We start from the raw sequence: 16837 nt of genomic DNA, 5'->3' as shown, positions 1-16837 counted from the left end.
AGGAGCCCGACGGTGTCCGAGGACCAGGAGCTGACGGCGGTAGCGCGCTTCCTGTTCGAGGCGGGGACGCTCAAGAACACCAAGCGGTCCGGGTGGTGGATGGCCGGCGTCAAGGACCCGGAGACGGTGGCGGATCACTCCTGGCGCACCGCCCTTATCGCAACGATCATCGCTCAACTGGAGGGCGCCGACCCGGCCCGGGCCGCGTTCCTCGCCGTGTGGCACGACTCCCAGGAGACGCGCACCGGCGACGTCAACCACCTGGGCAAGAAGTACACACAGGGCGAGGCGGACCCGCGCGCCATCACCGTCGACCAGGTCGCCGGCATGCCCGAGGGCCTGGCCGATGCCATCCGCGCTCTCGTCGGCGAATACGAAGCCAAGGAAAGCCCGGAGGCCATCTGCGCCAGGGACGCGGACAAGCTGGAGTGCATGATCCAGGGCATCGAGTACCGCGATCAGGGATACGTCAACGCGCAACGGTGGATCGACAACAGCCGCGGCCGGATCACCACCAAGAGCGGCCAGGCCCTGGCGGACGCCGTGCTCGCAACCGGCTCCCTTGACTGGCTGCGGGCCGCGCTCGGCGAGACACCGCACTGAACCACCGGGCGGGGGCGAGTGTCAGACCTGGCCCATAACGTGGTGGTATGCCCACCCCTCCCCCGCACTGCGGGCGCGCCTGCACGCGTGCAGACGACATCAACGAGGAGATCCGGAACCTGATGCGCCAGCCCGTCAGCCGCCAGCGGTCCGAGCAGTGGGCGCGGCTGCTTGAGCCATGGGCGGATGCCCGCAGCAGCCGGTGCACCTGCTGGGCGCCCGCAGCTTGACCTCATGGGTGCGCCCCGTCCCGGTTTTCCACGCCGGGGCGGTGCGCTTCACATGCGTCCGAGCGCATCGGCAGCTTCGACACCACCACCGTACGGCCAGGGACTGACAACGCCCCAGGCCGGGGTCCTACGCCTGGCGGCCCGCGCCAGCGACCGGCCGCCCGAACGCCAGCGGCGCCTTCACGCGGGGCGGGCTCGCCATGATCCGGGCGAAGTTCCACAGGGCGCGCGACGGGTCGGTCAGGTTGTCCCGGATCGTGCGGCAGTCCCGGCAGGACTGCTCCTCGTGGCCACGGTTGCACACCCCGCTGTCCGGCCTGGACGTCGTGGGCCTGGACGGGTGCTTGCACCACGGGCAGGCGGGCAGGTGGGCGGCCCGCTCGATCTGGTGGCGGGCGCGGTCAACGCGCGGCCTGTGCCGGTGTCCCATGGATCTCCTCCAGTGCCTCGGGGTGCTCGATGCGGTAGTGCCTTCGGAAGGCAGCGTCCACGCGGTCCAGGAGCAGCCGGTGGCGCTCTTCCGCCTGGGCGGTGATGGCCGCCGACACGTCCTCGGCGGTGAAGTTCGCCGGCAGGGTGAGCGGCCCGGGCAGCTCGTCCACCGCCTCCGGATAGACCATGCCGCACCCCGGTTGACGGCAGGTGTACCGGGCGGTCTGGGCGTTGAAGCCCTGTCGGCTTCACGTACGGCTACTTCCTGCTGCCGGAAACCCGCTGGTGGCACAACCTCCAGGACGTCACCCTGCCCGAGGAGTACATGCGGGAGGACGGTCACCCCTCCCCTGGCCCCGCGGCGGTGGCACGCGGCTCCCGGCGACGGTGCCCCACTGTTCTCCTGGTGAATTCTTCTTCATCAGGAGCTGCGCGCGAGTCTCCGACCGCACCGACCCCGCTGTCAGCGGTCGTACGGCGGATCCGAGGGGGCGTCAGAGGCGAAGAGGTGCCCGGAGCCGGACTTGAACCGGCACGCCCGCGAAGGGGCAGCGAGGTTTAAGCTCGCCGTGTCTGCATTCCACCATCCGGGCAGGCCATGGGCTCCGCAACGAGGTTCCGAGCCTATCGGGACCCGTCCCCCGGACAGCGGAAGGGTGGACCGATGTTGTCTTATTTTATTGACGTCTGAGGGTGCATCAGCACACGGAACAGGCCATCCGCACTTGCCAACAGCCTGACGGGACGGGTGCACGCGCGTACGCGAAATGACGGAATTTCACCTCCAGAACAAGGGTGGTCCACCGGTTCTTGACATGACGCCGGACATCCCGGGCGCCGAGACCTCGGGGTCGGCCGTCCTCCCCAGGTATGACACGCAGGCCCGCCGTCCGACCCGAGTCGCCCCCCGGAACCGGAACAGCGGCTGACTACACCCGCGCTCCGCGCCGGGACGATGGAACGGTCCCCACACCACACGTCATCCCGTCAGGAGCACCCTCCCGTGACCACCACACCCACCGCCGGCCGGACCACCGCCGTGGCCGCACGCGCCACGGAGCTGTCGAAGATCTACGGACAGGGTGAGACCCGGGTGGTCGCCCTGGACCGGGTCTCCGTCGACTTCCGGCAGGCCGAGTTCACCGCGATCATGGGGCCGTCCGGCTCCGGCAAGTCCACGCTGATGCACTGCGTCGCCGGTCTGGACACCTTCTCCGAGGGATCGGTGCGCATCGGCGACACCGAGCTGGGCAAGCTGAAGGACAAGCAGCTCACGAGGTTGCGCCGGGACAAGATCGGCTTCATCTTCCAGGCGTTCAACCTGCTGCCGACGCTGACCGCGCTGGAGAACATCACGCTCCCGATGGACATCGCCGGCCGCAAGGCGGACAAGGCGTGGCTGGATCAGGTCATCCAGATGGTGGGGCTGTCGGGGCGACTCAGCCACCGGCCCTCCCAGCTCTCCGGCGGCCAGCAGCAGCGCGTGGCCGTCGCCCGGGCCCTCGCCTCCAAGCCCGACATCATCTTCGGCGACGAGCCCACCGGAAACCTGGACTCCCGCTCCGGCGCCGAGGTGCTCGGCTTCCTGCGCAACTCCGTGCGGGAGCTGGGCCAGACCGTGGTCATGGTGACCCACGACCCGGTGGCCGCCGCCTACGCGGACCGCGTGGTCTTCCTCGCGGACGGCCGCATCGTCGACGAGATGCACGGCCCCACCGCCGACTCCGTGCTCGACCTCATGAAGCAGTTCGACGCGAAGGGCCGTACCAGCTGATGTTCCGCACCGCCCTGCGCAACGTCCTCGCGCACAAGGCCCGGCTCCTGATGACCGTGCTCGCCGTCATGCTCGGCGTGGCGTTCGTCTCCGGGACGCTGGTCTTCACCAACACCATCTCCGACGCCTACCAGAAGAGTTCGGCCAAGGGCTTCGAGCGGGTCGACGTCGCCGTACGGCCCGAGTACCAGGACTCCAAGGGCGACAAGGTCGGCAGGACTCCCGAGCTGACCCAGGCCCTGCTCGACCGGGCCGCGCGGGTCCCGGGCGCCGCCTCCGCCACCGGTGTCGTGAGCGGCTTCACCGCCGTCGCCGACAAGGACGGCAAGCTCGTCGGCGGCGACTGGCAGTCCGCCGGCGGCAACTACTGGGGCACGAAGGACCCCCGTTACCCGCTGGTCGACGGTCACGCCCCGCACGGCAAGGGCGAGGTGCTGATCGACTCCGGGACCGCGAAGCGCGCCGGCTACCGGGTCGGCGACACCGTGCGCCTCTCCGTCGACGGCCCGGTCCTCACCCCGACCGTCAGCGGCATCTTCACCACCGACGACGGCAACGTCGCCGCGGGCGGCAGCCTCGCCCTGTTCGACACGCCCACCGCCCAGGCCCTGTTCGGCAAGAAGGGCACGTACGACGAGATCGACGTGCGGGCCGCGGCCGGCACCGGTCAGACGGCGCTGAAGGCCGCGCTGGACAAGGCCCTGCCCGCGAAGCTCGTCGAGACCACCACGGGCCGGCAGCTCGCCGACGACCAGGCGCGGACGATCTCCTCGTCGATGAGCGGTCTGAAGCAGGCCCTGCTGGTCTTCGCCGGCATCGCCCTGTTCGTCGGCACGTTCATCATCGCCAACACCTTCACCATGCTGGTCGCCCAGCGCACCCGGGAGCTGGCCCTGCTGCGGGCGGTCGGCGCCTCCCGCCGCCAGGTCACGCGGTCGGTGCTCATCGAGGCGTTCGCGGTCGGTGCGGTCGCCGGTGTGACCGGTCTGGCCGCCGGTATCGGCATCGGCGCGGGCCTGCGCTCCCTGCTGGGGTCCTTCGGTGCGAGCCTGCCCGACGGACCACTGGTGATCAGCCCCGGCACGGTGGCGACCGCCCTGGCCGTCGGCATCCTCATCACCATGCTGGCCGCGTGGCTGCCCGGCCGCCGGGCCGCGAAAATCCCGCCGGTGGCGGCGATGAGCAGCGTGCACGCCAAGGCGACCACCAAGTCGCTGGTGCTGCGCAACACGCTGGGCTCGCTGTTCGCGGCGGCCGGCGTCGCGGTGGTCCTCGCCGGCACGAGGATGAACGCCGACTCCGGACAGGGCGCGATGGGCATCGGCGCGGTCCTGCTCATCATCGGCGTGTTCGTGCTCACCCCGCTGCTGTCCCGCCCGCTGATCGCCGCCGCCGCGCCGGTGCTGCGCGCCTTCGGGGTGTCGGGCAAGCTGGCCCGCCAGAACTCGGTGCGCAACCCGCGCCGTACGGCGGCCACCGCCTCCGCGCTGATGATCGGCCTGACCCTGATCACCGGCATGACGGTGATGGCGGGCAGTCTGCAGACCTCGATCGACAAGATGGCCGGCTCGGCGATCCGCGCCGACTACGTCGTCTCGATGGCCAACCGCGGCCCGCTCTCCCCCGAGGTGGCGAAGAAGCTCGCCGCCGCCGACGGTGTCACCGCCAGCAGCCCGCTGCGCAACGGCGAGTCCCGCATCGACGGCGGCACGGAGTTCCTGACCGGCGTCGACGGCAAGGTGATCGGCAGGCTGACGGACCTGAAGGTGACCGACGGTTCCTTCTCGGTGGGCGGCTCGCGGGTCGTCGTGGACGAGGACCGGGCGAAGGAGCACGGCTGGAAGGCCGGTTCGCGGTTCACCGCGCACTTCGAGGACGGCAAGGCCGAGCGGCTGACGGTCGCGGGCGTGTACGAGGGCAACGACATGCTCAACGGCGTCATCCTCGACAACAAGGTCCTCACCCCGCACCTGGCCGACCCGGCCGACATGCAGGTCATGGTGAAGACCGTGGACGGCGCGTCCGGCACGGCCAAGGACACGCTGGAGCGGGCCCTCGGGTCCAACCCGGCGATCAAGGTCCAGGACAAGCAGGACATCTCCGACGAGATCGCGAAGATGTTCACGCTGATGCTGAACATGGTCTACGGCCTGCTCGGCATGGCGGTGATCGTCGCCGTGCTCGGTGTCATCAACACCCTGGCGATGTCCGTCTTCGAGCGTGCGCAGGAGATCGGCATGCTGCGCGCGATCGGCCTGGACCGCCGGGCGATCAAGCGGATGGTCCGCCTGGAGTCCCTGGTGATCTCCCTGTTCGGCGGTGTGCTGGGCATCGGACTGGGCGTGTTCTTCGGCTGGGCGGCCGGTGAGCTGCTGGGCACGAAGATGCCGACGTACGAACTGGTCCTGCCCTGGGGCCGGCTGGCGGTCTTCCTGCTGCTGGCGGGCACGGTCGGCATCCTGGCCGCCCTGTGGCCGGCCCGCCGCGCGGCCCGGATGAACATGCTGGCGGCCATCAAGGCCGAGTAGCGGTACGGCACACCGGAGGGGCCTCGCCACCGCGGGGCCCCTCTTGTCGTACCGGTGGGGCGGCGGGCGTCAGCCGTGCCAGGTGCGGGGCCGCAGCGGGAGTCCGGAGGCGCCGGACTCGGGGGTACGCACCGCCAGGACCTGGTTGACGCCGATGCGGTTGCGTTCGAAGGCGAGCGCGCAGGCGGCCATGTACAGCAGCCAGACGCGGGCGCGACCGGGGCCGGCGAGCCGGACGGCGCGGTCCCAGTCGGCCTCCAGGTTGGCCACCCACCGGCGCAGGGTGCGGGCGTAGTGCTCGCGGAGGGACTCCACGTCCCGCACCTCGAACCCGGCCCGCTCCAGCTGGGTGACGGTGGTGCCGATGGGGGCGAGTTCACCGTCGGGGAAGACGTAGGCGTCGATGAACGGGTCGACCTCGTACGACGACTCGTCCCGCTGCGGGCGCCGGGCGATCTGGTGGTTGAGCAGCCGGCCGCCGGGTCCCAGCAGGGCGTACAGCAGGCGCGCGTACTCCAGATAGCGTTCGGCGCCGACGTGTTCGGCCATGCCGATGGAGGAGATCGCGTCGAAGGGGCCGTCCGTGACGTCCCGGTAGTCCTGGACCCTGATCTCCACCCGGTCCGTCAGCCCCTCCTCGGCGACGCGCTTACGGGCGTACGCCGCCTGCTCCTGGGAGAGGGTGACCCCGACGACGCTCACGCCGTGCTCGCGGGCCGCGTGGATGGCCATGGAGCCCCAGCCGCAGCCGACGTCCAGCAGCCGCCGACCCTCTTTCAGGCCCAGCTTGGCGCAGACCAGTTCGAGCTTGTCGCGCTGGGCGGACTCCAGGGTTCCGGCGTCCTCCCAGTAGGCGCAGGAGTACACCATGGAGGGGCCGAGGACCAACTCGTAGAAGTCGTTGCCGACGTCGTAGTGGTGGCTGATGGCCCGTTTGTCGGTGCGCCTGGTGTGCAGGTGGCGCCGGGGTCTGCGGACCTCCTCCTGGGGCGGGGCGGGCGGCAGGGGCGGGCCGGCGAGCTTCAGCAGTTCACGGACGGCGGCGCGTACGTCCGGATCGCGTGCCGCCTGGAGCAGGCCGCGGGCGTCCTCCCCGCGCTCCCACACCAGCCCGGCCACCGCCTCGAGCGCGGTGTACAGGTCCCCCTCGATGTCCAGGTCGCCGGCGACCCAGGCACGGGCGAGACCCAGCTCGCCCGGTTTGAACAGCATGCGGCGCAGGGCGCGGCGATTGCGGATGACGAGCGCGGGTGCCTCAGGTGGTCCGTCCAGCGACCCGTCCCACGCCCGCACCCGCACGGGGAGCGGCGTTCCCAGCACCTGCTCGGCAAGACTCCTCAGCCGCGACGCGGCGTCGGCCATGGCGCACACCTCCAAGACGACGATCCCGGATGTCCGTTCACCACGTAAACACCGCGGGGCGCTCGGCGCAGTCCCGCAAAGGAGTTACAACTGAGCAAAACAGCTGTAGGGGGCATGTATTTGGGGCGGGGATCCGGGGTGGCCGTACAACGCCGAAGGACCTCCCGCACCACGGATGGCGGGAGGTCCTTCGGTCGGTTCGTGACCTGAGGTCAGGAGGCCTTGGCCTTCTCCTCGGTCTTCGCGGCGGCGACCGGCGCCGGCTTGGCGGCCTCGTAGAACTCCTCGCGGGGGTTCTCCATGGCGCCGAGGGAGACGACCTCGCGCTTGAGGAACATGCCGAGCGTCCAGTCGGCGAAGACGCGGATCTTGCGGTTGAAGGTCGGCATCGCCATGCCGTGGTAGCCACGGTGCATGTACCAGGCGAGGCGGCCCTTGAGCTTGATCTTCATCTTGCCCATGACGATCATCGCCACGCCCTTGTGCAGGCCGAGACCGGCGACCGCACCCTTGTTGGCGTGCTCGTACTCCTTCTGCGGGAAGCCCCGCAGGCCGGAGATCACGTTGTCGCCGAGGACCTTGGCCTGGCGCAGCGCGTGCTGGGCGTTCGGCGGGCACCAGGCGTTCTCGTTGCCCGCCTTGCGGCCGACGAGGTCCGGGACCTGCGCGTTGTCACCGGCGGCCCAGATGTAGTCCGTGCCCTTGACCTGGAGGGTCGGCTCGCAGTCGACGTGGCCGCGCGGGCCGAGCGGCAGACCGAAGCGGCTGAGGGCCGGGTTCGGCTTGACACCGGCGGTCCACACGATGGTGCTGGAGTCGACCTCGAGGCCGTTCTTCAGCACGACGTGGCCGTCGACGCAGGAGTCCATCGAGGTGGAGAGGTAGATCTCCACGCCCCGGCTCTCCAGGTGCTCCTTGCCGTACTGGCCGAGCTTGGGGCCGACCTCGGGCAGGATCTTGTCGGCGGCGTCGACGAGGATGAAGCGCATGTCCTCGCGGGACACGTTCTTGTAGTACTTGGCCGCGTCCCGGGCCATGTCCTCGACCTCGCCGATGGTCTCCGCGCCCGCGAAGCCGCCGCCGATGAAGACGAAGGTCAGGGCCTTGCGGCGGATCTCCTCGTCGGTCGTGGAGTCGGCCTTGTCCAGCTGCTCCAGGACGTGGTTGCGCAGGCCGATGGACTCCTCGATGCCCTTCATGCCGATGCCCTGCTCGGCGAGGCCGGGGATCGGGAAGGTGCGGGAGACCGCGCCCATCGCGATGACCAGGTAGTCGAAGGGCAGCTCGTACGCCTCGCCGACCAGCGGGGCGATCGTGGCGACCTTGCGGTCCTGGTCGATGGTGGTGACCCGACCGGTGAGGACCTCCGCCTTGGGCAGCACGCGTCGCAGCGGGACGACGACATGGCGAGGGGAGATGTTGCCGGCGGCGGCTTCGGGGAGGAAGGGCTGGTAGGTCATGTACGACCGGGGGTCGACGACCGTGACGGTCGCCTCGCCGTAGCGCATCTTCTTGAGAATGCGCCGAGCTGCGTACAGGCCTACGTACCCACCGCCTACTACGAGGATCCTGGGACGCTCCGTGGTGCTCATGCCATCGAGTATCCACCCGCCCCACGGGGGTCGCTCGTGCGCCCCTTCACAAGCATCCAGAGGGCCTGTGTTAAACTCCGCGACCCGCGTGACGCAGGTCATGCCGAGGAGAGGGAACCGGAGGGCGCTTCGCCCCGTTGTCAATGCCGTGTGAGCTGCTCCTCCAGGCCGGCGAGGCCCTTGCGAGGACCCCGCGGCACCCTCGGGACGACCCTCTCCCCAGCCCTCCCGCGACCCTCATCTGAACATGTTCAAACGGCCTTTGATCCCCCGAAAAGGCCAACGGACGCCCCTGCGGGGCCCGCCACCGGGGAAATCCTTGTGAAGAACTTCACGAACTTTTCCGCGCGGTCGCGCCCGGGGGCCCCGCACGGCGCCCCCGAGGCCGCTCAAACGTCATCGACCCTGCTCAGCCGCCGACCACGCGATGCCGTCGAGGATGTCGTGCTCGCTCACCACGACCTCCTCGGCACCGGTCCGCTCCATGATCGCGAGGAGGACGAGGGCGCCCGCGCCGATGACGTCGACCCGGCCGGGATGCATGGACGGGACGGCGGCGCGCTCGGCGTGCGTGGAGCGCAGCAGCCACTCGGTGATCTCGCGCACGCGGTCCCGGGAGATCCGGGAGTGGTGGATGCGCGCCGAGTCGTACTCGGGCAGCTCCTGGGCGATGGCGGACACCGTGGTGACGGACCCGGCCAGGCCCACCAGGGTGCGCGCCTCGCGCAGCGGCACCGTCTCCTCGGCGAGGTCCAGGGCGGCCTCGATGTCGGCCCTCATGGCGGCCACCTGCTCCTCGCCGGGAGGGTCGCTCACCTCGTCCCCGTGCACCAGGTGCCGCTCGGTCATCCGCACACACCCGACGTCCACCGACCGGGCGGCGCGTACGTGGTCGTCGCCGACGACGAACTCGGTCGAGCCGCCGCCGATGTCCACGACCAGGTAGGGCCGGGCGAGGTCGGTGCGGCCGGAGAGTTCCCTCGTGGCGCCGGTGAAGGAGAACTCGGCCTCCTGGTCACCGGTGATGACCTCGGGCTCCACCCCGAGGATGTCCAGCACGCCCCGCACGAAGTCGTCACGGTTCTCGGCGTCCCGGGAGGCGGAGGTGGCGACGAAGCGGAGGCGCTCGGCGCCGTGCTCCTTGATGACGGCCGCGTACTCACGGCAGGCGGCGAAGGTGCGCTCCAGCGCCTCGGGGGCGAGCCGTCCGGTGCGGTCGACCCCCTGGCCGAGCCGCACGATCGTCATCCGACGGTCCAGGTCGGTCAGTTGACCGGTCCCCGGGTCGGCGTCGGCGACCAGCAGCCGGATGGAGTTGGTACCGCAGTCGATGGCGGCGACGCGGGTCATGGACAGGTCCTTCGTGTCGGCCGACCGGGAGGGGCGGCGGGCGGGCGCGGACAGGAAGCCGGAAGGCGGGGGCGCCGGGGGCGCTCCCCCGGCGCCGGACCGGCCGGCGGTCACTGCTCGGCGGCTTCGGGCACGACGCACGCGCCCTTGCGCCACCACTCCGGCAGCATCGCGAGGGCCTCGTCGCCGAGCGGGTTCACGCCCGGTCCGGCGGCCAGGGAGTGGGCGACGAGCACGTGCAGGCACTTCACCCGGTCCGGCATGCCGCCCGCGCTCGGGAAGCCCGTCAGCTTCTCGATCTCGTCCCGGCGGCGGATGTAGTCCTCGTGCGCGGCGCGGTAGGCGGCGGCCAGCTCGGGGTCGCTCTGGAGCCGCTCGGTCATCTCCTTCATCACGCCGTTCGCCTCCAGCGTGCCGATGGCGGAGGACGCCTTCGGGCACGTCAGGTAGTACAGCGTCGGGAAGGGCGTGCCGTCGGGCAGGCGCGGTGCCGTCTCCACGACGTCCGGCTGACCGCACGGGCAGCGGTGCGCGATGGCCCTCAGGCCCCGCGGCGGGCGGCCCAGCTGCTGCTTGAAGGCCTCGACGTCCGCGTCGGTGGGCTCGGTGCGCGGAGTGGGCGGCGGAGGCGTTTGCATGACTGCTTTCAGACTGGCTTTCTGTCGGTCTACCGGCCCGGCGGGCCGGTCACTGGTCGGAGGCGTCGGACTTGTCGACGCCGTCCCAGACGTTCGCGTACCAGGGCCGGTGGGCGGCCCCGAGGTCGGCGCGGGACTGCTTGGCCGCGCCCGGGTCGATGACCACGTACCCGGTCTCGCCGGGCTTCACATAGTGCAGCCTGCGCCGGATCTGCTGTTCGGCGTAGGCGTCGTCCTGCCAGCGCGCCTTGAGGTCGCGCAGCTGCTCGACGCGTTCGCGCGCCTGCTCCTGCTGCCGTCGCTGTTCGGCGATCTCGGCGCGCTGGGAGACGTACTGACGCATCGGGTAGGCGAGCGCGACGATCAGCGTGCACAGCACCAGGGCGAGCAGCGCCGCCCGGCCGGTGAGCCGGGAGCGGCGGGCCTGCCGCTTGGTCTGGGAGCGGTAGACGCGGGCCGCCGTCTGCTCGCCGAGCAGCCTGAGCCTGGTCGCGGTGGAGAACCGGTCCCGGTCCTTCACGGCCATCTTCCCCGCCTCCCGTTCACACGCGCGTACGTCCCCGCACACGGTACGGGACCGGGTACGGGGACGTACGTACGACTGGCTAAGCCTTACGCCAGGTTGGGTCAGCCTCAGCCCTTGAAGCGCGGGAAGGCGGAGCGGCCGGCGTACACCGCGGCGTCGTCGAGGATCTCCTCGATGCGCAGCAGCTGGTTGTACTTGGCGACGCGGTCCGAGCGGGCCGGGGCACCGGTCTTGATCTGGCCGCAGTTCACCGCGACGGCGAGGTCGGCGATGGTGACGTCCTCGGTCTCGCCGGAGCGGTGGGACATCATGCACTTGAAGCCGTTGCGCTGGGCCAGCTCGACGGCGTCCAGGGTCTCGGTCAGCGAACCGATCTGGTTGACCTTGACGAGCAGGGCGTTCGCGGAGCCCTCCTCGATGCCGCGGGCCAGGCGCTCCGGGTTGGTGACGAAGAGGTCGTCGCCGACGATCTGGACCTTGTCGCCCAGCTTGTCGGTGATGACCTTCCAGCCGGCCCAGTCGTCCTCGAACAGCGGGTCCTCGATGGAGACGAGCGGGTAGGCCGCCACGAGCTCCTCGTAGTACTCCGTCATCTCGGCGGCCGAGCGGGACTTGCCCTCGAACTCGTACTTGCCGTCCTTGTAGAACTCGGACGCGGCGACGTCGAGCGCGAGCGCGATCTGCTCACCGGGGACGTAACCGGCCTGCTTGATGGCCTCGACGATGAGGTCGAGGGCGGCGCGGTTGGACTCCAGGTTCGGGGCGAAGCCGCCCTCGTCGCCCAGACCGGTGGACAGGCCCTTGGTCTTCAGCACCTTCTTGAGGGTGTGGTAGACCTCGGCACCCCAGCGCAGGGCCTCGGAGAAGGACTCCGCGCCGATCGGGGCGATCATGAACTCCTGGATGTCCACGTTGGAGTCGGCGTGCGAGCCGCCGTTCAGGATGTTCATCATCGGCACCGGCAGCAGGTGCGCGTTCGGGCCGCCCAGGTAGCGGAAGAGGGGCAGGTCGCTGGCCTCGGAGGCGGCGTGCGCGACGGCCAGGGAGACACCCAGGATGGCGTTGGCGCCGAGGGAGCCCTTGTTGTCGGTGGCGTCCAGGTCGAACATGGCCTGGTCGATCAGGCGCTGCTCGGTGGCGTCGTAGCCGACCAGCTCCGGGCCGATCTGCTCGATGACGGCGAGGACGGCCTTCTCGACGCCCTTGCCCTGGTAACGGTTGGGGTCACCGTCACGCAGCTCGATGGCCTCGAAGGCGCCGGTCGAGGCGCCGGACGGGACGGCGGCACGACCCGTGCTGCCGTCGTCGAGGCCGACCTCGACCTCGACCGTGGGATTGCCTCGGGAGTCCAGGATTTCCCGGGCTACGACGACGTCGATGGACGGCACGAGCATCTCCTTCTTGGATGTGACGCTTACGGTGCGGGGCTGGTGTGCCTTGCGATTAGAGCCTAACCGTCCCGGGGCCCTCGGCCACCGACCGACCGTCCCGTGGACAAGGCGACGGTACCTTTTGTTTCTGTACGAAACAAAGGAATCCGGTGAACTTCCGCGCGCGGTGGGCACAAAAAGCCCCGTCCCGGTGCGTACGGGGGAACACGCACCGGGACGGGGGCCCGTGGGGACGGGGGTGGCCCGCACGGGGGCCTTCGGTCAGGCCCGCACGGATGCGCGGGCCCGACGGGCCGGCTCGGGGCCGGATGTCACTTCAGGTGCAGCTGCTGGCCCGGGTAGATGAGGTCGGCGTCCTGGACGATGTCCTTGTTCAGCTCGAACAGCTTCTGCCAGCCGCCCTGGACGTGGTGCTTGCCGGCGATGCTGCCGAGGGTGTCACCGGTGACGACCTCGTACTCGCCGTCGCCCTTCTTGACCGTCTTGCCGGTCGGGGTGGTGACGGTCTTGCTCTTGGTCGTGGACGCGGCCGGACGCTCGGCGGAGCGGGAGGCGGCCTGCTGGCCGGTGGAACGGGTGGTGGTGGTGCCGCTGCCCGAGTCCGGGGTCGAGGGGGCGCTCGGGGCGGAGCCGCCGTTGGGGGTGCTCGACAGGCCCGTGCCGCAGACCGGCCAGGCGCCCTTGCCCTGCGCGGCGAGAACCTTCTCGGCCACGGCGATCTGCTGGGACTGGCTCGCCTTGTCGGCGGTGGCGGCGTACTGCGTGCCGCCGTACGCGGCCCAGGTGGAGGCGGAGAACTGCAGGCCACCGTAGTAGCCGTTGCCGGTGTTGATGGACCAGTTACCGCCGGACTCGCACTGGGCGACCGCGTCCCACTCGGAGGTGGTGGCGGCGGAGGCGTTGCCGGCCGCCATCAGCGGGGCGGCGACGGCGGCGCCGGTGACACCGGCCAGCGCGACGGCGCGGACGGCCTTGGACGGACGGCGGTGCTTGCCCTTGCCGGTAAACAGCATGGATCGATCCCCTCACCGACGCCTACGAGGTGAGCTGTCGGGTTCGGGCCGGTTGAGTTGCCCGGCCGCACCTCCCGCTTGCGCGGAGTGCGGCTTCACCCCCAGCCGGTTCCAGCTTCAACTGCTGGCCCCGGCGCCTACCTTGGGTCCCCCGCTCCTGCCTACGGCGCTTGACGCGACGACTGTTCCCGGGCAACCACTGGCAGGATTCGGCGTGGTGGCTGCCGGGGCTCGTGGTGACGAGCGGCCTCGACCGTAGACACGCGATCCGTGGAATTTCAAAGACGATCAGGGCTTCTGAGACTCATCCCACACTTTCGCCAAACCGGACATTAGGGCGCTAAGTGGGGCGTCAACTCCCTCTATTCGCCGCCCGTTTCGCCCCCGACTTCCAGGGTCTGACCGGCAGTGATGCGATTCGGGTCGGCCCCGATCGCCTTCTCGTTCCCGGCGTAGAGCGCACGCCACCCGCCGTCGACGTCAAGGGAGTCGGCGATGGACATCAGGGAGTCGCCCTCGCGGACGGTGTAGGTGCCCGGTTCACTCGAGGCGTGCCGACCGGAGCGGGGAGCGTCCTGACCGTTTGTCACCCCTTCGTCCGCACTTGCCCCGCGGTGACGTCCGCCACTGCTGAGGGCCCCGGTGTCGACCAGACTCCAAGAACCGGCGGCCTGCTGGGCGTTGGGTTCGGTCGCGGCGTCCGGGGTGGCCGCGGGGGTGTTATCCGTTCCCTGTGGGCTTCCGGGGCCCCGCGAGGGGGACTTGTCGGACTTGGGGGTGTTGGTCCCGTTGGATCCGGCGGGTCCGGTGGGCACACCGGCGTCCTTGCCCGGCTTCGGGGTAGGGCTGTCGGCCTTGTCGGACGAGGATCCCGACCCGGTCCCGGAGCCAGAACGGTCGTCAGAGCCGGTGCCGGCCCCGGTGGAGGGCGGCGAATCCGGCAGACCGGACGAGTCGGAGGCACCGGGGGTGCCGGAGGTGTCGGTTGTGCCGGAGGAGTCGGCCGGACCGGACGAGTCGCCCGAACCGCCGGTGCCACCGGAGCCGCCGACGCCCGTGTCGACGTCCGCGGAGCCGGAGTCGGAGGTCAGGCCGGACAGCAGCGCGCAGGTGGCCCAGGGGGTCGTACCCCGGTCGGCGAGGATCTTCTCGGCGACGGCGATCTGCTGGAGGCGGCTGGCCTGGTCGGCGCTGGCCGCGTACTGGGAGCCGCCGTACTTGTCCCAGTCGTCCTGCGCGATCTGCAGACCGCCGTAGTACCCGTTGCCGGTGTCCGCGCTCCAGGAGCCGCCGCTCTCGCACTCGGCCACCTTGTCCCACGTGGTGCCCTCCGCCGCGTTGGCGCTCGCCGCGCCGAGGAGTGGGATGGCGATGGCGGAGCCGGTCACTCCGGCCGCGACGAGGAGAGCCGGGGCCTGGCGGGGGCGACGGTGTCGACCGTTCCCGGAGAGCATGCAGATGCCTTTCGAGCGACAGCAGGACCGGCGCGGCGGATGGTGCCGCTCGCCGCGCTGATGGGTGAACGTATAGGCATACGATCACTTGTCACAAGTTCATGCCGCACAGATAACGTGAAGATCACAGAGTTGAATGTCCGTCATGTTCCCTTGCGGAGGCTGTGTTCACAGGGCGGGCGTGAACTCCACCGGCAGGGTGCGCAGGCCGCGCATGATGAGTCCGCCGCGCCAGCGCAGCTCGGCCGGGTCCGCGCCCAGCCGCAGGTCGGGCAGGCGGGTGAGCAGGGTGGCGAGCGCGGTCTGGCCCTCCAGGCGGGCGAGCGGCGCGCCCAGGCAGTAGTGGATGCCGTGGCCGTACCCGAGGTGCTGGTTGTCGCGGCGGCCGAGGTCCAGCACGTCCGGGTCGGCGAACCGCTCCGGATCCCGGTCGGCGGCGGCGAGTACGACGAGCACCGGATCTCCCGGCGCGATGTCCTGCCCGCCGACGGTCACCGGCTCGGTCGCGAAGCGCCAGGTGGCCAGCTCCACCGGACCGTCGTAACGCAGCAGTTCCTCCACGCCGGTGGCCAGCAGCTCCGTCTCCCCGCGCACCAGGGACTCCTCCAGCCGCCGACGCTGCTCGGGGTGGGTGAGCAGGGCGTAGGTGCCGTTGCCGATGAGGTTGACGGTCGTCTCGAAGCCGGCGAACAGGAGGATGAAGGCCATGGCGGCGGCCTCGTTCTCGGTGAGGTGCTCGCCGTGGTCGGAGGCGCGGATGAGGCCGGAGATCAGGTCCTCGCCGGGCGCGGGCGTGGCGGGCAGCGCCTCGCGCTTCTTGTGGATCAGCTCGGCGAGATAGCCGCGCATCTTCTTCACCGACCGGGCGACCCCGCCGCGGGGCCCGCCGCCGTGCCGGATCATCATGCCCGCCCAGTCCCGGAAGTCGTCCTGGTCCTCGCGCGGGACGCCGAGCAGGTCGCAGATGGCGTAGATGGGGAGCGGGAAGGCGAACTCGTGGATGAGGTCGGCGGAGCCGGTCTTGGCGAACCGGTCGATGAGCTGGTCGGCCAGCTCCTGCACCCGGGGCGCGAACTCGGCGACCCGGCGCGGGGTGAACGCCTTGCTGACCAGGCGGCGCAGCCGGGTGTGGTCCGGCGGGTCGATGTTCAGCAGATGGGTCATCAGCTCGGCCTTGCGCTCGCCGGGGATGCCGGTCTTGCCCCTGGCGTGCTCGGGCTCGTCGTGATGGGCCGGGTTCTTGCTCAGCCGCTGGTCGGCCAGGGCCTGCCGGGCATCGGCGTACCGGGTGACCAGCCACGCCTCGACACCGCTCGGCAGCCGTGTCCGGTGCACGGGGGCGTGCTCGCGCAGCCAGGCGTAGGCGGGGTAGGGGTCGGCGGCGAACTCCCACGTGAAGAGGGCGGGCGCCGGCCGGCCGGAGGCGGGCCGGGGCTGCTCGGGGGCCGGCTGGTCGGGACGAGGCCCGTCGGGGTGGTGCTGTTCGCTCACTCCTCGACGGTATCCGGCCCCTCGGACGACTCGCCGAGGGCCTTGCGTGCGGCGGAGTGCCCGAGCCCGGCCGCCTCGCGGCACCGGCCCCGCGCCGGTCCACCGGGCCTCCGCCGGTCCGCCGGGCCACCGCCGGTTGACCGGGCCTCCGCCCATCCATCGGGCCCCGCCGGCTCGCCGGGCCTCCACCCGTCCGCCTGGCCTCCACCGGCCACCGGGCCACCGCCCGTCCGCCGGGCCACCACCGGCTGACCAGGCCACCGTCGGCTCGCCGGGCCTCCGCCCGTCCGCCGGGCCGCCGTCGGTTCACCGTGCCACCGCCCGTCCGCCGGGCCTCCACCGGTCCATCGGGCCCCGCCGGTCACCGGACGCCGGAGTCGCTCACCCCGCCTCGTCGCCCTCCCTCCGCCGGTCCGCCGGGCCTCCGCCGGTTGACCGGGCCTCCGCCCGTCC

General features: G+C 71.0%; 14 protein-coding genes, 1 tRNA gene and 1 riboswitch. Of the genes, 3 read left to right on the top strand and 12 right to left on the bottom strand.

Annotated elements, in window-relative coordinates; translation table 11 throughout:
- The first annotated feature begins 12 nt into the window (after window positions 1–12).
- Window positions 13–603, top strand: a complete 591-nt coding sequence (locus tag AB0B40_RS01085) for an HD domain-containing protein (RefSeq protein ID WP_345052928.1) — start codon at window positions 13–15, stop codon at window positions 601–603.
- Window positions 604–960: 357 nt separating this feature from the next.
- Here AB0B40_RS01085 and AB0B40_RS01080 read toward each other — a convergent pair whose 3' ends face one another.
- The 3 genes from AB0B40_RS01080 to AB0B40_RS01070 all read right to left on the bottom strand — a co-directional run bounded on the left by AB0B40_RS01080 (window position 961) and on the right by AB0B40_RS01070 (window position 1858).
- The gene (locus tag AB0B40_RS01080) at window positions 961–1263 is read right to left on the bottom strand and encodes a hypothetical protein (protein WP_345052931.1); all 303 of its coding nucleotides are present in this window, start codon (window positions 1261–1263) and stop codon (window positions 961–963) included.
- Window positions 1235–1453 (bottom strand): hypothetical protein, encoded by a 219-nt coding sequence (locus AB0B40_RS01075; RefSeq protein ID WP_345052933.1) that lies wholly within the window; start codon window positions 1451–1453, stop codon window positions 1235–1237. The genes AB0B40_RS01080 and AB0B40_RS01075 overlap by 29 nt, the downstream gene beginning before the upstream one ends.
- A 321-nt stretch (window positions 1454–1774) precedes the next feature.
- Window positions 1775–1858: transfer RNA gene (locus tag AB0B40_RS01070), tRNA-Leu, on the bottom strand.
- Between the two features lie 410 nt (window positions 1859–2268).
- Between AB0B40_RS01070 and AB0B40_RS01065 the strand changes: the two genes are divergently transcribed.
- Both AB0B40_RS01065 and AB0B40_RS01060 read left to right on the top strand, forming a co-directional pair.
- Complete coding sequence (locus AB0B40_RS01065; protein WP_345052936.1) at window positions 2269–3039, top strand: ABC transporter ATP-binding protein; 771 nt, start codon at window positions 2269–2271, stop codon at window positions 3037–3039.
- Window positions 3039–5567, top strand: coding sequence for an FtsX-like permease family protein (locus AB0B40_RS01060; protein WP_362261876.1), 2529 nt, complete (start codon window positions 3039–3041; stop codon window positions 5565–5567). The genes AB0B40_RS01065 and AB0B40_RS01060 overlap by 1 nt, the downstream gene beginning before the upstream one ends.
- A gap of 69 nt (window positions 5568–5636) precedes the next feature.
- On the opposite strand, the gene AB0B40_RS01055 is transcribed toward AB0B40_RS01060, so the two are convergent.
- The 9 genes from AB0B40_RS01055 to AB0B40_RS01015 all read right to left on the bottom strand — a co-directional run bounded on the left by AB0B40_RS01055 (window position 5637) and on the right by AB0B40_RS01015 (window position 16384).
- Window positions 5637–6929 carry a cyclopropane-fatty-acyl-phospholipid synthase family protein gene (locus AB0B40_RS01055; protein ID WP_345052941.1) on the bottom strand — a complete coding sequence of 431 codons (1293 nt, stop codon included), beginning with the start codon at window positions 6927–6929 and terminating at the stop codon, window positions 5637–5639.
- A 212-nt stretch (window positions 6930–7141) separates the two neighbouring features.
- Window positions 7142–8521 (bottom strand): NAD(P)/FAD-dependent oxidoreductase, encoded by a 1380-nt coding sequence (locus AB0B40_RS01050; protein WP_345052943.1) that lies wholly within the window; start codon window positions 8519–8521, stop codon window positions 7142–7144.
- Window positions 8522–8917: 396 nt separating this feature from the next.
- Entirely contained in the window at window positions 8918–9871 is a 954-nt protein-coding gene (locus AB0B40_RS01045; RefSeq protein ID WP_345052946.1) for a Ppx/GppA phosphatase family protein, read from the bottom strand.
- Between the two features lie 110 nt (window positions 9872–9981).
- Complete coding sequence (locus tag AB0B40_RS01040; protein WP_345052948.1) at window positions 9982–10509, bottom strand: DUF501 domain-containing protein; 528 nt, start codon at window positions 10507–10509, stop codon at window positions 9982–9984.
- 49 nt (window positions 10510–10558) lie between these two features.
- Window positions 10559–11035 carry a septum formation initiator family protein gene (locus tag AB0B40_RS01035; RefSeq protein ID WP_345052951.1) on the bottom strand — a complete coding sequence of 159 codons (477 nt, stop codon included), beginning with the start codon at window positions 11033–11035 and terminating at the stop codon, window positions 10559–10561.
- Window positions 11036–11142: 107 nt separating this feature from the next.
- Window positions 11143–12429 (bottom strand): phosphopyruvate hydratase, encoded by a 1287-nt coding sequence (eno, locus tag AB0B40_RS01030; protein WP_345052954.1) that lies wholly within the window; start codon window positions 12427–12429, stop codon window positions 11143–11145.
- Between the two features lie 308 nt (window positions 12430–12737).
- Window positions 12738–13439 carry a transglycosylase family protein gene (locus tag AB0B40_RS01025; protein ID WP_362261870.1) on the bottom strand — a complete coding sequence of 234 codons (702 nt, stop codon included), beginning with the start codon at window positions 13437–13439 and terminating at the stop codon, window positions 12738–12740.
- 4 nt (window positions 13440–13443) lie between these two features.
- Window positions 13444–13618: riboswitch (cyclic di-AMP (ydaO/yuaA leader) on the bottom strand.
- A gap of 183 nt (window positions 13619–13801) precedes the next feature.
- On the bottom strand, window positions 13802–14893 hold the full coding sequence (locus AB0B40_RS01020; protein WP_362261867.1) for a transglycosylase family protein: 1092 nt from the start codon (window positions 14891–14893) through the stop codon (window positions 13802–13804).
- 168 nt (window positions 14894–15061) lie between these two features.
- On the bottom strand, window positions 15062–16384 hold the full coding sequence (locus AB0B40_RS01015; protein WP_345052961.1) for a cytochrome P450: 1323 nt from the start codon (window positions 16382–16384) through the stop codon (window positions 15062–15064).
- Window positions 16385–16837 lie beyond the last annotated feature (453 nt).

It is taken from the genome of Streptomyces sp. NPDC042638, from assembly GCF_040647235.1.
Taxonomy (GTDB): Bacteria; Actinomycetota; Actinomycetes; order Streptomycetales; family Streptomycetaceae; genus Streptomyces; species Streptomyces rameus.
The sequence above is the reverse complement of the archived record's forward strand: the minus strand, read 5'-3'. Positions and strand labels throughout refer to the sequence as shown.

What these genes read in the sequence shown, in the direction of transcription:
- AB0B40_RS01080 (WP_345052931.1), bottom strand. Translation starts at nt 1,263, where the DNA reads ATGGGACACCGGCACAGGCCGCGCGTTGACCGCGCCCGCCACCAGATC.
- AB0B40_RS01075 (WP_345052933.1), bottom strand. Translation starts at nt 1,453, where the DNA reads ATGGTCTATCCGGAGGCGGTGGACGAGCTGCCCGGGCCGCTCACCCTG.
- AB0B40_RS01060 (WP_362261876.1), top strand. Translation starts at nt 3,039, where the DNA reads ATGTTCCGCACCGCCCTGCGCAACGTCCTCGCGCACAAGGCCCGGCTC.
- AB0B40_RS01055 (WP_345052941.1), bottom strand. Translation starts at nt 6,929, where the DNA reads ATGGCCGACGCCGCGTCGCGGCTGAGGAGTCTTGCCGAGCAGGTGCTG.
- AB0B40_RS01050 (WP_345052943.1), bottom strand. Translation starts at nt 8,521, where the DNA reads ATGAGCACCACGGAGCGTCCCAGGATCCTCGTAGTAGGCGGTGGGTAC.
- AB0B40_RS01045 (WP_345052946.1), bottom strand. Translation starts at nt 9,871, where the DNA reads ATGACCCGCGTCGCCGCCATCGACTGCGGTACCAACTCCATCCGGCTG.
- AB0B40_RS01040 (WP_345052948.1), bottom strand. Translation starts at nt 10,509, where the DNA reads ATGCAAACGCCTCCGCCGCCCACTCCGCGCACCGAGCCCACCGACGCG.
- AB0B40_RS01035 (WP_345052951.1), bottom strand. Translation starts at nt 11,035, where the DNA reads ATGGCCGTGAAGGACCGGGACCGGTTCTCCACCGCGACCAGGCTCAGG.
- eno (WP_345052954.1), bottom strand. Translation starts at nt 12,429, where the DNA reads ATGCTCGTGCCGTCCATCGACGTCGTCGTAGCCCGGGAAATCCTGGAC.
- AB0B40_RS01025 (WP_362261870.1), bottom strand. Translation starts at nt 13,439, where the DNA reads ATGCTGTTTACCGGCAAGGGCAAGCACCGCCGTCCGTCCAAGGCCGTC.
- AB0B40_RS01020 (WP_362261867.1), bottom strand. Translation starts at nt 14,893, where the DNA reads ATGCTCTCCGGGAACGGTCGACACCGTCGCCCCCGCCAGGCCCCGGCT.